This window comes from Aeromonas simiae (assembly GCF_014892695.1).
Lineage (GTDB): Bacteria > Pseudomonadota > Gammaproteobacteria > Enterobacterales > Aeromonadaceae > Aeromonas > Aeromonas simiae.
This window is the reverse complement of sequence record NZ_CP040449.1, coordinates 639,528-652,586: the sequence shown is the minus strand read 5'-3', so window position 1 is coordinate 652,586 and position 13,059 is coordinate 639,528. Positions and strand designations below refer to the sequence as shown.

Annotated in this window: 15 protein-coding genes; 13 read left to right on the top strand and 2 right to left on the bottom strand. The window is 62.8% G+C overall.

The annotated features are described in order from the left end of the window. The first annotated feature begins 12 nt into the window (after positions 1-12). The 13 genes from FE240_RS03100 to FE240_RS03040 all read left to right on the top strand — a co-directional run bounded on the left by FE240_RS03100 (position 13) and on the right by FE240_RS03040 (position 11,123). On the top strand, positions 13-495 hold the full coding sequence (locus FE240_RS03100; protein ID WP_042046843.1) for an LPS-assembly lipoprotein LptE: 483 nt from the start codon (positions 13-15) through the stop codon (positions 493-495). Beyond that, positions 495-1,529, top strand: a complete 1,035-nt coding sequence (holA, locus tag FE240_RS03095; protein ID WP_193003335.1) for a DNA polymerase III subunit delta — start codon at positions 495-497, stop codon at positions 1,527-1,529. Before FE240_RS03100 ends, holA begins: the two co-directional genes overlap by 1 nt. Continuing rightward, positions 1,523-2,197, top strand: a complete 675-nt coding sequence (nadD, locus tag FE240_RS03090; protein ID WP_193003334.1) for a nicotinate-nucleotide adenylyltransferase — start codon at positions 1,523-1,525, stop codon at positions 2,195-2,197. Before holA ends, nadD begins: the two co-directional genes overlap by 7 nt. A 32-nt stretch (positions 2,198-2,229) precedes the next feature. Continuing rightward, complete coding sequence (rsfS, locus tag FE240_RS03085; protein ID WP_042046839.1) at positions 2,230-2,568, top strand: ribosome silencing factor; 339 nt, start codon at positions 2,230-2,232, stop codon at positions 2,566-2,568. Between the two features lie 3 nt (positions 2,569-2,571). After that, entirely contained in the window at positions 2,572-3,039 is a 468-nt protein-coding gene (gene rlmH / locus FE240_RS03080) for a 23S rRNA (pseudouridine(1915)-N(3))-methyltransferase RlmH (protein ID WP_042046838.1), read from the top strand. A 39-nt stretch (positions 3,040-3,078) separates the two neighbouring features. After that, on the top strand, positions 3,079-4,989 hold the full coding sequence (gene mrdA / locus FE240_RS03075; RefSeq protein ID WP_193003333.1) for a penicillin-binding protein 2: 1,911 nt from the start codon (positions 3,079-3,081) through the stop codon (positions 4,987-4,989). Further along, complete coding sequence (gene rodA / locus FE240_RS03070) at positions 4,982-6,085, top strand: rod shape-determining protein RodA (RefSeq protein ID WP_193003332.1); 1,104 nt, start codon at positions 4,982-4,984, stop codon at positions 6,083-6,085. Before mrdA ends, rodA begins: the two co-directional genes overlap by 8 nt. Positions 6,086-6,190: 105 nt before the next feature. Continuing rightward, complete coding sequence (locus FE240_RS03065) at positions 6,191-6,991, top strand: septal ring lytic transglycosylase RlpA family protein (protein WP_193003331.1); 801 nt, start codon at positions 6,191-6,193, stop codon at positions 6,989-6,991. 113 nt (positions 6,992-7,104) lie between these two features. Beyond that, positions 7,105-8,274, top strand: coding sequence for a D-alanyl-D-alanine carboxypeptidase family protein (locus FE240_RS03060; RefSeq protein WP_193003330.1), 1,170 nt, complete (start codon positions 7,105-7,107; stop codon positions 8,272-8,274). A 242-nt stretch (positions 8,275-8,516) separates the two neighbouring features. Next, positions 8,517-8,780, top strand: coding sequence for a DUF493 family protein YbeD (ybeD, locus tag FE240_RS03055; protein ID WP_042046834.1), 264 nt, complete (start codon positions 8,517-8,519; stop codon positions 8,778-8,780). 57 nt (positions 8,781-8,837) lie between these two features. After that, positions 8,838-9,494, top strand: a complete 657-nt coding sequence (gene lipB, locus FE240_RS03050) for a lipoyl(octanoyl) transferase LipB (RefSeq protein WP_193003329.1) — start codon at positions 8,838-8,840, stop codon at positions 9,492-9,494. Next, a complete protein-coding gene (lipA, locus tag FE240_RS03045) occupies positions 9,491-10,456 on the top strand; it encodes a lipoyl synthase (protein WP_042046831.1) in 966 nt (321 codons plus the stop codon). The genes lipB and lipA overlap by 4 nt, the downstream gene beginning before the upstream one ends. A 109-nt stretch (positions 10,457-10,565) precedes the next feature. Next, positions 10,566-11,123, top strand: a complete 558-nt coding sequence (locus FE240_RS03040) for an RBBP9/YdeN family alpha/beta hydrolase (protein ID WP_193003328.1) — start codon at positions 10,566-10,568, stop codon at positions 11,121-11,123. Between the two features lie 48 nt (positions 11,124-11,171). On the opposite strand, the gene FE240_RS03035 is transcribed toward FE240_RS03040, so the two are convergent. Continuing rightward, positions 11,172-12,371 (bottom strand): acetate kinase, encoded by a 1,200-nt coding sequence (locus FE240_RS03035; protein WP_193003327.1) that lies wholly within the window; start codon positions 12,369-12,371, stop codon positions 11,172-11,174. A 120-nt stretch (positions 12,372-12,491) separates the two neighbouring features. Further along, positions 12,492-12,956, bottom strand: a complete 465-nt coding sequence (locus tag FE240_RS03030; RefSeq protein ID WP_193003326.1) for a YhcH/YjgK/YiaL family protein — start codon at positions 12,954-12,956, stop codon at positions 12,492-12,494. Between the last annotated feature and the right edge of the window lie 103 nt (positions 12,957-13,059).

Genomic DNA, 13,059 nt, shown 5'->3' with positions numbered 1-13,059 from the left:
ATGAGGAACAGCATGACCCGCTTGATGCGTCATTGGCTGGTGATCCTGGTGGCAGGCCTGCTGGTGCAGGCCTGCGGCTTCCACCTGCGCGGCATGGCCATTCCCCCTGAGCTGGCCAGCATGAAGGTGGTCGGTGACAGCAAGAGCGACTTCTATCGCTTAGTCACCACCCGCCTCAAGGCAGCCGGGGTCGAACTGACCGATAAAGAGGGGATCCCTGTGCTCACCCTCGGCAACGTAAGCAGCAGCCAGAAGGTGGCCTCGGTCAACATTCTGGGGCAGGACACCGAGTATGTGCAGGGCTTTACCAGCCAGTTCACCATCGCGGTGCCGGGCAAGCCGAGCCAGGTCTTCCCCATCGCCTTCAACCGCAGCTTCCTGAACAAGAGTGACGAGGCGCTGGCCTCATCACGGGAGCAAGAGCAGCTGCGCCGCGAGATGGAAGAACAGGCCGCCGACCAGGTTATCCGGCAGTTGAGTCAGGTCAGCTTCTGATGCGGATCTTTCCCGAACAGTTGGATGACCACTTGAGAGCAGGGCTTAGGCCCTGCTATCTCGTTTTTGGCGACGAGCCTTTGCTCAAACTCGAGGCGATCGACGCCATCCGCCGGGTGGCCCGCGAGCGCGGTTTCGATGAACGCCACAGCTTCACCGTCGAGCCGGGGCTGGACTGGAATCAGGTCTATGACGCCTGTCAGGCCCTTTCGCTCTTCTCCAGCCGGCAGGTGATCGAGCTGGAGCTGCCCGCCAAGGTGGACAAGGATCTGGCCGGACGCATCACCGAGATCAGCCAGCAGCTCCACCCCGACCTGCTGCTGGTGCTGTCGGGGGCGCGCCTCACCGCGGCCCAGACCAAGGCCGTCTGGTTTAGCAAGCTGGAAAAGCAGGGCACCTGGGTTCCCACCAACCACCCCGAGCCGCGCTTCTTCCCGCGCTGGATGGCTGCGCGCTTTCAGCGCTTCGGTCTCAAGGCCCAACCCGACGCCGTCAACTTCATGTGCCACAGCTACGAGGGCAACCTGCTGGCCGCCAGCCAAGAGATCGAAAAGCTGACCTTGCTCTCGCCGCCCCAGCCCATCACGGTCGCCTACCTGCAAGAGACCATCACCCGCCACGCCCACTTCACCCCGTTCCAGCTCATCGACACCCTGCTGGAGGGCAAGGTGAACCGGGCCCAGCGCATCCTGGCCGCCCTGCGTGCCGAAGGCACCGAGCCGGGCCAGTTGGCCTGGACCTTGGCCCGCGAGCTGGAGCAGTTAGAGACTCTGGCGCTGGCCCGCCAGAGCGGGCAGCCGCTGGGGGAGCACTTCAGCCGGCTGCGAATCTGGCAGAGCCGCCAGCAACTCATCACCTTGGCGCTCAACCGCCTGCCGCTCGCCAAGATAGTGCAACTGTGGAGCCTGATGGCCGCACTCGACGAGAGCCTGCGCCGCTTCGATCACCCCAAGGCTTGGCAACAACTGGCCGCCCTCTGCCTCGGTTTTCGTGACGCCGCCCCATTGCCACTGCTGCCGGAGCCCCTATGCTAGCCCCCCCCATCGGCCTGCTTGGCGGCACCTTCGACCCCATCCATCTTGGGCATCTTCGCCCGGCACTGGCGGCGCGCGATGCCCTGCAACTGGCCGAGCTGCGCCTGCTGCCCAACCGGGTACCACCGCACCGGGCCAGCCCCTTCTGTACGGCCGAGCAACGTCTCGAGATGGTGAAACTGGCCGCCGCCGAGTTCAATCTGGTGGTGGATGAGCGGGAGCTGCGCCGGGATCAGCCCTCTTGGACCATCGACACCCTGGAGGAGCTGCGTCGCGAGCTGCCGCACACACCGGTCTGCTTTCTGATGGGGATGGACTCGCTGCTCGGTCTGCCCACCTGGCGCCGCTGGCAGGCGCTACTCGATGTTGCCCATCTGGTGGTGAGTGTGCGCCCCGGCTGGCATATCGATGAAGCCAATGCCGAGGTGCGCGCCCTGTTGCAGGCCCATGTCACCGAACGCCGGGAGGATCTGCACGAGCGCTTGGCCGGCTGCATCTGGCTGGCCCACAACGAGCCACTGCCCCTCTCATCGACCCAGGTGCGCGCGCTGCTGGCCGAGGGGAACGATCCGCGCGATCTGTTGCCAGAGTCTGTAGCGGATTACATTCGCCGCCAGGGGCTGTATGTAGGAAAGCAGCACGCCCATGATATAATCCGCCACCCTTGATAGCAGCGCGATAGCAACACAGGAGAAGGTCATTGCAAGGCACCGCACTTCACGCCTTTATCGTCGACAAGATCGATGACATGAAGGGCCGCGACATCGTCACTTTGGACGTGCGTGGCAAGTCCACCATCACCGACACCCTCATCATCTGCTCCGGCAACTCCAACCGTCATGTCCGCTCCATCGCCGACCATGTCGCCAGCGAGGCCCGGCATATGGGCAACGAGCCGCTCAGCGTCGAGGGGCAGGAGACCGGTGAGTGGGTGCTGGTGGATCTGGGCGAGGTGATCGTCCACGTGATGCAGGATGAATATCGCGACTTCTATCAACTGGAAAAGCTGTGGGGCGGTGCCCCAGTCGAAGCGGCCTGACCGATGAAGATCCAGTTGATTGCGGTGGGCACCAAGATGCCTGCCTGGGTCGAGCACGGCTTCGAGGAGTATCGACGCCGCTTCCCCAAAGACATGCCTTTTGAGCTGGTCGAAATCACGGCCGGCAAGCGCGGCAAAAACGCCGACATTCCCCGCATCCTGCAAAAAGAGGGAGAGGCCATGCTGGCGGCGGCGGGCCGCTCACGGCTCGTCACCCTCGACATCCCGGGCAAACCCTGGACCACAGAGCAGCTCGCCGGTCAGCTCGAGGCGTGGAAGCTCGATGGCCGTGACGTGGCGCTGCTGGTCGGTGGCCCGGAAGGGCTCTCCCCCGAGTGCAAACAGGCCGCTGAGCAGAGCTGGTCGCTCTCCCCGCTCACCCTGCCCCACCCACTGGTGCGGGTACTGGTGGCCGAGAGCCTATACCGGGCCTGGAGCATCACCACCAACCACCCCTACCACCGGGAATAGGGCCGTCATGAATTCGAGTTCCATGCGCAAGGAGCCCCGATGCTGAAACAACGGGTCCAGATGCGCGATCACAGCGCCGAGGGCGGTCTGTTCTTCCGCCGAACCCTGGTCGCCTACATCGGGATGGTCATCCTGATGCTGGTGCTGTTCGGCAATCTCTATTATCTGCAGGTGGAGGCTTACGACACCTACCAGACCCGCTCCAACGACAACCGCATCCGCGTGGTGCCGGTGGCTCCGACCCGTGGCCTCATCTATGACGCCAACGGTGTGCTGCTGGCCGAGAACCGCCCCGTCTATAGCCTCGAGATCATCCCCGAGGAGGCCGGCGACATCGACAAGATGGCCGACGAGCTGATCACCCTGCTCGAACTGCCGGAGGGCACCAAGGAGAAGTTTCTGGCCGAGACCAAGCGCCAGCGTCGCTTCAAGCCGGTGCCGCTCTATGAAAAACTCACTGAAAAACAGGTGGCCCTGTTTTCGGTCAACCAGCACCGCTATCCGGGCGCCAGCATCGAGGCCTACCTCAAGCGCTACTATCCGTTTGGCGATACCCTGACCCACGCCTTGGGCTATGTGGCCAAGATCAATGCCCGCGACGTGGAGCGCCTCGATGGCGAGGGCAAGCTCTCCAACTACGCCGCCACCAAGGACATCGGCAAGCAGGGGGTGGAGAAGTATTACGAAGAGGTCCTGCACGGGGTGGCCGGCTATCAGGAGGTCGAGGTCAACAACCGCGGCCGGGTGGTGCGCACCCTGAAATTCCAGCCCCCTGAGCCGGGCAAGGATATCTACCTCAATATCGACATCCGCCTGCAACTGCGCGCCCAGCAGCTGCTGGCCGGTCGGCGCGGAGCCATCGTCATGATGGAGCCCAAGACCGGTGCCATCCTGGCGATGGAGTCGAGCCCAAGCTATGACCCCAACCTGTTCGTGACCGGCATCTCCACTGCCAACTACTCGGGCCTGCTCAACGATCCGGCCCGCCCCCTGGTTAACCGAACCACCCAGGGGATCTACGCCCCGGCCTCCACGGTCAAACCGCTGATGTCGGTGATGGGGCTCAACGAGGGAGCCATCACGCCGGGTTACCGCTACTTCGGCGGCCCGACCTACTCCATCCCAGGCACCACCAAGAAGTTCCGCGACTGGAAGAAGTGGGGCCACGGCTGGCTCGATGTCTATCGCGCCATTGAGGTGTCGGCAGATACCTACTTCTACGATCTCGCCTACCGGGTCGGCATCGATCGCATCAACGAGTACATGACCAAGTTCGGCTTCGGCCAGTACAGCGGTGTCGATATCTATGAAGAGACCCGTGGCGTCATGCCGTCACGGGAGTGGAAACGCAAGCGCTGGCGCCAACCCTGGTATCAGGGGGACACCATCTCGATCGGCATCGGCCAGGGGTACTGGAGTGCCACGCCGATGCAGCTGGCACGCGCCATCAGTATCCTGACCCAGAACGGCCACGACGTGACCCCGCACCTGCTCAAGCGCACCACCACGGCGACCAGCAGCGAGGATGCACCACTCAACCCCAATATCGCCTTGCAGGTGAAAGATGCGAACTACTGGAAGGTGGCGCGCGAGGGGATGTGGCGCGTCATCAACGGCCACGAAGGCACGGGGCGCAAGGCCTTCGCCAAGACGCCCTATGTCGCGGCCGGTAAGTCCGGTACCGCCCAGGTGATCGGCATGAAGGAGAACCAGACCTACAACGCCAAGGCCCTGAAAGAGGAGCACCGTGACAACGCCCTGTTCGTCTCGTTCGCCCCCTACGAGGACCCCAAGGCAGTGATCGCCCTGGTGCTGGAAAACGCTGGCGGCGGCAGTACCAACGCCGCCCCGGTGGCGCGCGCCATGTTTGACGCCCTGCTGCTGCAACCGGACTCGCAGTTGCCTCCCATTCCTCCCCACCTCGTCAAGCCGGAGGCCCGCCATGAGTAATTCAGATCGCCGTACCAGCATCTGGTATCGCATGCACATCGACCTGCCATTGCTGCTCGGTCTGCTGGCCGTGATGGCCCTCTCCATGGTGGTGCTCTACTCGGCCTCCGGGCAGAGCATGGAAGAACTGCTGCGCCAGATGATGCGCGGCGCGCTCTCCCTGGTGGTGATGCTGGTCATGGCCCAGTTTACCCCCAGCTTCTATGCCCGCTGGGCCATGCCCCTGTTTGTGTTGGTGGTGCTGCTGCTAATCGCGGTGGACGTGTTCGGTCACATCGGCAAAGGGGCCCAGCGCTGGCTCGATCTCGGCTTCATGAAGTTCCAGCCCTCCGAGCTGATGAAGCTCTCCATGCCCATCATGGTGGCGGTCTGGCTCAGCCGGCATCCGCTGCCGCCCAAACTCGGCCACCTCATCATCGCCATCATGCTGGTGCTGGTTCCCACCCTGCTGATCGCTGCCCAGCCCGATCTTGGCACCTCGATCCTGGTGGCGGCATCAGGCTTTTTCGTCATCTTCCTCGCCGGCATCAGTTGGTGGCTCATCGGTTGTGCCGTGCTGCTCATCGCCGCGTTTCTGCCGGTCTTGTGGTTCTTCCTGATGCACGACTATCAGCGCCAGCGGGTGCTGATGCTGATCGACCCGGAGAAAGATCCCCTCGGCCGCGGCTATCACATCATCCAGTCCAAGATTGCCATCGGCTCCGGCGGCATCTTTGGCAAGGGGTGGCTACAGGGCACCCAATCCCAGCTCGAGTTCCTGCCCGAGCGTCACACCGACTTCATCTTCGCGGTCTACAGCGAGGAGTTCGGCCTCATCGGCGTGGCGATCCTGCTGCTGCTCTATCTCTATGTGATCAGCCGCAGCCTCTACATCTCGATGCAGGCGCAAAACAGCTTCGAGCGCCTGCTCGGCGGGGCGCTGACCCTCACCTTCTTCGTCTATGTGTTCGTCAACATGGGGATGGTGAGCGGCATCCTGCCGGTGGTAGGGGTACCGCTGCCACTGGTGAGCTATGGCGGCACCTCCATGGTGACCCTGATGGCGGGCTTTGGCATCTTGATGTCCATTCACACCCACAGGCGCCTGCTGGCATAGTCTGTCGCACGCCTTCCCGGCCAGGGGAGGCGTGCCCTTTGCCCCCATGTTAGGATGATTTTCGTCTGCCGCAGCCGGCACCGGTCAGCCACCGATAGGGAATCCATGATCCAGCTTCGCTCTCTTGCCTTTGGCCTGCTCGGCCTGTGGTTGGCCCTGTGTGGCCAGCCAGCCGTTGCCGCCAATGCGCAGCCGCCCCTCTATCAGTTGCTGGCCCAGGCGAACCAAGCCCCCGCGAACCCGCGCCACCACGCTACCCGCAGCAAGGGGCCGACCCGCCAGCCCGCGTCTCCCTCCCATTGGCAGCACAACGGCGGCTACCGCGCGACCGGCACCGCCTCCTGGCTCGCCACCTCCCTCGACGGGCGCCGCACCGCCAACGGCGAGATCATGAACAGCCACCGCTTCACCGCGGCGCACCGCACCCTGCCGCTCGGCAGCATGGTGCGGGTCACCAACCTAGCGAACGGTCGCCAGGTGATCGTCGAAGTCAACGATCGCGGCCCCTTCAACCGCCATCTGCTGATCGACGTGACCCGCGCAGCCGCCATCGAGCTTGGCATGCACCGCCGTGGTACCGCCCGCGTCAGGGTCGAGACGGTGAGCCGGGCCACCGCCCGAGCCGAACTGCCCCAGAGCGAGCGTCACGAGAGCGCCAGCCCTGTGCACCACCTCAAGACCGCCGCCGTCAAGGGTAAGCGGATCCAGGTGGCCAGCGGCGCTCACAAGCAGAAGCTGGTGATCGAAGGCCAGAAATTGCAGCGGCAGCTTGGTCTGCCCTACCAGGTACTGGGCAAGGGGCAGCACTACCGCTTGGTGCTGGGGCCGGTCGAGGCCTCCATGCAGAAGGCGCAACTACGCAAGGTGCAGCAGCACGGTCATCCCCAGGCCTTTTTCGTCAATTGAACGCCAGATAGCGCCCTTCGCCGCTGTGACGAAGGGTGCGATCTGGTATAGTGAAACCCGTTTTTTTGTTCCGGGGGCTCTCTTGGCCCCACTAGGCACGCAGGAAATCCAAGATGTCGAAATTCGTTAAATCGCTGCTTCTCACCACCCTGGCCGGGACTGCTGCCTTCGCCAGCGCCGAACCGGTCATGGTTCCTTCCGCTCCTGCCATCGCCGCCAAGGCGTATGTGCTGATGGACTACTACACCGGCCAACTGCTGGTGCAGGAGAATGCCGAAGAGCGCCTCCCCCCCGCCAGTTTGACCAAGATGATGACCTCCTACATCGTCGGCTATGAGCTGGCCAAGGGGAACATCAAGCGTGACGACATGGTCACCATCAGTCAGAACGCCTGGTCGAAGAACTACTCCGACTCCTCCAAGATGTTCATCGAGGTGGGCAAGCAGGTCTCTGTCGATGATCTCAACAAGGGGATCATCATCCAGTCCGGCAACGACGCCTGTGTCGCCATGGCCGAGCACATCGCCGGCAGCACCGACTCCTTCGCCAGCCTGATGAACACCTGGGCTGCCAAGCTCGGCATGAAGAACAGCCACTTCATGAACCCGCACGGCCTGCACGATCAAGAGCACTACTCCACCGCCCACGACATGGCGATCCTGGGTCAGGCGCTGATCCGCGATCTGCCCGAGGAGTACAAGATCTACTCCCAGAAGTCGTTCGTCTTCAACGGCATCACCCAGCACAACCGCAACCGCCTGCTGTGGGACAGCTCCCTCAACGTCGATGGCATCAAGACCGGCCACGTCAGCGAGATCGGCTACAACTTGGTAGCATCGGCCTCCAACAAGGAGGGGATGCGCCTCATCTCCGTGGTGATGGGCACCGATAGCGAGCGGATCCGTGCCGAGGAGAGCAAGAAGCTGCTGACCTACGGTTTCCGCTTCTTCCAGACCCTGACTCCGTACAAGGCCGGCTCCGAGCTGGTAACTCAGAAGATCTGGATGGGTGACAAGTCCACCGTCAAGCTGGGTGTCGACCAAGACGTGGCCGTGACCATCACCCGTGGCCAGGCCGACAAGCTCAAGGCTGACTTCCAGCTCGAGAATGAACTGAAGGCGCCGCTGGCCAAGGGTCAGCAAGTGGGCACCGTGTTCCTCAAGATCGGCGACAAGGAGGTGACTCAGGTGCCACTGGTTGCCTTGGAAGAAGTGCAGGAAGGCAACATGCTGAGCCGCATCTGGGATTACCTGATGATGCTGGTACAGAGCTTCTTCAAATAAGCTCCCTCTCGCATGCAAACGGCGCCCCGATGGGCGCCGTTTTTGTTTCTAGTGTAATAACCTTGTTGTTTGCCGGTTTCACCCTCCCCGAATTTGTGGTAAAAAGCAGCACCTCCGCCACTCTTGCCGGGTTGATGACAGGTTGAAACGTCGCCGGTTTGCCCTCATATAGAGTTTAATCCCCTCGGGGATGGCGCGAGACAATCCATGGGCCGGCGCCACGGCCCCAGAAAGGTGATGCAATGAATACCAAGTTTGATGAGCTGCTCGATTTCCCCTGCGACTTCCCCTTCAAGGTGCTGGGGATCGCCGATCCGGTACTGCCGGAGCGCGTGGTGGAAGTACTGCAACTGCATGCTCCCGGCACCTACACCCCGACCGTTCGACCGAGCACCAAGGGCAACTACCACTCCGTCAGCGTGACCGTGGTCGCCCAGAGCAAAGAACATATCGAGGCCATGTACACCGCCCTCGGTAATATCGAACAGGTACGTTACGTTCTGTAACCCCCCTCTTCGCCCCGTATCACGGGGCGATAGATTTTTCAGCCCTTCGAGGAAGCGATGTTGCTGGACTCTGCCCCCCCACTGATTGTCCGCCAGCTTGGCCGCCGTCCCTATCAGGCGGTGTGGGATGCCATGAAGGCCTTCACCGACAGCCGAACCCCCGACACCCCGGATGAGTTCTGGCTGGTCGAGCACGATCCGGTCTACACCCAAGGCCAAGCCGGCAAGGCGGAGCATCTGCTCGCCCCCGGCGATATTCCCGTGGTGCAAAGCGATCGGGGGGGCCAGATCACCTATCACGGCCCGGGTCAGCTGGTGCTTTACGTACTGGTCGACGTGCGCCGCAGCCATCTGTCGGTACGTGAGCTGGTCAGCGCGCTGGAGGAGGCGATCATCGCCACTTTGGCCCACTGGCGCATCGATGCCTATGCCAAGCCGGACGCCCCGGGCGTCTATGTCGACAACGCCAAGATAGCGTCGCTCGGCCTGCGTATCCGCAAGGGCTGCTCGTTCCACGGACTGGCGCTGAACATTAACATGGACTTGTCTCCTTTCCTGCGTATCAACCCATGCGGCTATGCTGGCATGGTGATGACCCAGGCCAGCGCACTGGGTGGCCCCCAGCGCGTCGCCGACGCGGCCCCGATCCTAGTGACCGAGCTGGCACGCCGTATCGGCTACCACACAATAACGAACACCGAGAGTGAATCATGAGCAAACCCATTCGTATGGAGCCGGGCGTCAAGCTGCGTGATGCCGACAAGATGGCCCTGATCCCGGTCAAGTTCATGCCGGATCCCAACGAGGAGATCCTGCGCAAGCCCGACTGGATGCGGATCAAGCTGCCGCCGAGCAGCCAGAAGATCGAGCACATCAAGAGCACCTTGCGCAAGAACAAGCTGCACTCGGTGTGCGAGGAGGCCTCCTGCCCCAACCTGGCCGAGTGCTTCAACCACGGCACCGCCACCTTCATGATCATGGGGGCCATCTGCACCCGTCGCTGCCCCTTCTGCGACGTGGCCCACGGCCGCCCGCTGGCGCTCGATCCCGATGAGCCCAGAAAGCTGGCCCAGACCATTAAGGAGATGAACCTGCGCTACGTGGTCATCACCTCGGTCGATCGCGACGATCTGCGCGACGGCGGTGCCCAGCACTTCGCCGAGTGCATCCGCGAGATCCGCGAGCACAGCCCGCAGACCCGCATCGAGATCCTGACCCCGGATTTCCGTGGCCGGATGGAACAGGCGCTCGAGGTGTTCCGTGAGACCCCGCCGGATGTGTTCAACCACAACCTGGAGACGGCGCCGCGCATGTACCGGCTGGCCCGCCCTGGAGCTGACTACAAGTGGTCGCTCGAGCTGCTGCGCCGTATCAAGGAGATGCACCCCGATGTGCCGACCAAGTCCGGTCTGATGATGGGCCTTGGTGAGACCAACGAGGAGATCGTCGAGGTACTCAAGGATCTGCGCGAGCACGGGGTCAACATGCTGACCCTGGGCCAGTACCTGCAACCGAGCCGCCACCACCTGCCGGTGAAGCGCTACGTGCCGCCCGCCGAGTTCGACCAACTCAAAGAGGTGGCGATGGAGCTGGGCTTTAGTCACGCCGCCTGCGGCCCCTTCGTGCGCTCCTCCTATCACGCCGACCTGCAAGCCAAGGGCGAAGAGGTCAAGTGATCGAAAAGGGGGCGCTGCGGCGCCCCCTCTTTTTCCCCCATCCGGGCGCAGTCACGCCACCCCATTTCACGTTATCATGGCCACTCTTGTCTCTGTATGGAGCCCTGCCATGCCCCGCGTCGTCGTCATCCATGGCTATACCGCCACACCTAGCGCCAACTGGTTTCCCTGGCTGCAACAGCAGTTAGCGCAGCAGGATGTCGAGTGCCTGGTGCCCGCCATGCCGGACTCTCATCGCCCCACCGCTCCAGCGTGGGATGCAGCGCTGGACGCCGTACTGGCAGCGCCCTCACCCGATACCGTGCTGGTCGGCCATAGCCTCGGCTGCATCACGGCGCTGCGCTATCTCGAGCGACAGCCGGCCAGCGTGCATATCGGCGGTCTGGTGCTGGTCTCCGGCTTCTCGCAGCCGGTGCCCACCCTGCCTGAGCTCGATCCCTTCATGGAGCCGGCCTACCACCCTCAACGCATTCGGCGTCAGGTGCCGCAGCGGCGGGTGATCGCCGCCAGCGACGATGACATAGTGCCGTTTTCCTACTCCCAACACCTAGCCTGGGAGCTGGCCGCCCCGCTGCACCGGGTCGAGCGCGGCGGACACTTCATCGACCGTGATGGCTTTACCCGCTTTCCCCTGCTGCTAGAGACGCTGCAACCCCTGCTGAGCTGAAATGCAAAAGGCCCGGCAATGCCGGGCCTTTTCACGTCATGGGGATGCTTAGGCGACCAGTTCGATGGCGTCGCGGGCGATCACCCACTCTTCGTTGGTCGGGATCACCAGAGCAGGACGGCTCTCCTTGGTGGTGATGAGTCCCTCACCACCCAGTACGGCGGCGGCGTTCGCCTCACTGTCTACCTTGAAGCCGAGCAGGCCGAGGCGCTCGAGGATCATCTCGCGGATCATGGCGGCGTTCTCGCCGATGCCACCGGTAAAGACCACCGCATCGAGACGACCATCCATGGCGGCCGCATAAGCGCCGACATACTTGGCCACCCGGTAGGTGAAGACATCCACGGCGCGCTTGGCACCGGCATCAGTCTCGTAGTTGCTGGTCGAATAGCGGCAGTCGCTGCTCGCCTCGGTCAGGCCGAGCAGGCCAGACTGCTTGGTCAGCAGGGTATTGATCTCATCGACCGAGTAACCCAGCTTGTCGTGCAGGAAGAAGACGATAGCCGGATCGATGTCACCGGAGCGGGTGCCCATGGCCAGCCCTTCCAGCGGGGTCAGCCCCATCGAGGTGTCGACCGACTTGCCGCCCTTGATGGCGCAAACCGAGGCGCCGTTACCCAGGTGGCAGTTGATGATGTTGACCTCATCGAGCGGCTTGCCGAGCGCCTTGGCGGCCTCTTCGGCGATGAAACGGTGGGAGGTGCCGTGGGCGCCGTAACGGCGGATGGCATGCTCCTGGTAGAGCTTGTAGGGCAGGGCGTAGAGGTAGGCTTCCTCTGGCAGGCTCTGGTGGAAGGCGGTGTCAAACACGGCCACGTTCTTGTCGGCCAGTTGCGGGAACACCTTGAGTGCGGCACGGATACCGATCAAGTGCGCCGGGTTGTGCAGCGGGGCAAACGGGATGGCGGCTTCGATACCGGCAATCACTTCGTCATCGACCCGTACCGAGCTGGAGAAGCGCTCACCGCCGTGTACGATGCGATGGCCGATGGCCACCAATTGGGCTGCCAGAGTGGGATCCTGGCTCAGGATCTGATTCACGATGAAGTCGAGTGCTTCCTGGTGGGCAGCGCCGGCCCCCAGCATGGCTTCCCCTTTCACGCCATGCAGTTTCCATTTGATGCGGGCGTCATCCAGGTTGAAGCACTCGGCCAGACCGGAGAGGCAGGCGTCACCGGTTGCGGCATCCATCACTGCAAACTTGAGAGAGGAACTACCGCAGTTCAGGATCAATACCAACTTGCTCATTTTCAGATTCTTCCTGTGGTGCGGCTCGTGCCGCGTTGTTTCATCCACATGGGACAGGATCCCCGAGCCGGGGTCGTGTATGGCCGCCCAGGCAGCCAATTTTTCAATTCGTTGCGGCCATCAGGCCAGCAGGGATTTGTGTACCTTCACCACCAGCTTGCGCACCGGCGCCGGCAGCCCCTGCGTGCAGAGCGGGCGATGCAGCTCACCCGGGTAGAAGATGGCGAAGTCACCGGGACGCATGGCCAGCCAGCTCTCCTGCTCCACCTCCACAAACCAGAGATCCGGATGGGGGTGGCTGAGCCCTTCCAAGCGGTACTGCTGGGGGCCGACCCCAATCCACTCGCGACCGGAGAGCAGCAACTGGATGTCCAGATACTCCTGATGAAACTCGCCGCGGCGCTCGTCGAACGGCTCGGTGAGATCCTCCTGCACCAGGCAAAAGAGATGATCGCCATCCACATCAACACGACCGATGGCGCGCCCCTCCCAATGCTCGACGGAGATCACCACCTCACGCATGATGCGCTCGAGGACGGGGGGTAAGGTGGCACGCTCGAGTGCCTGCAGGTTACCGGTTATCATCCAGGGCCTCACTAGGGTCCATTAATGGGGTGACGGGCCTTCCGCCGCGCTGATCACTTCGTACCAACTGAAACAATGTTACCACCATCTTGCCATAGGCAAT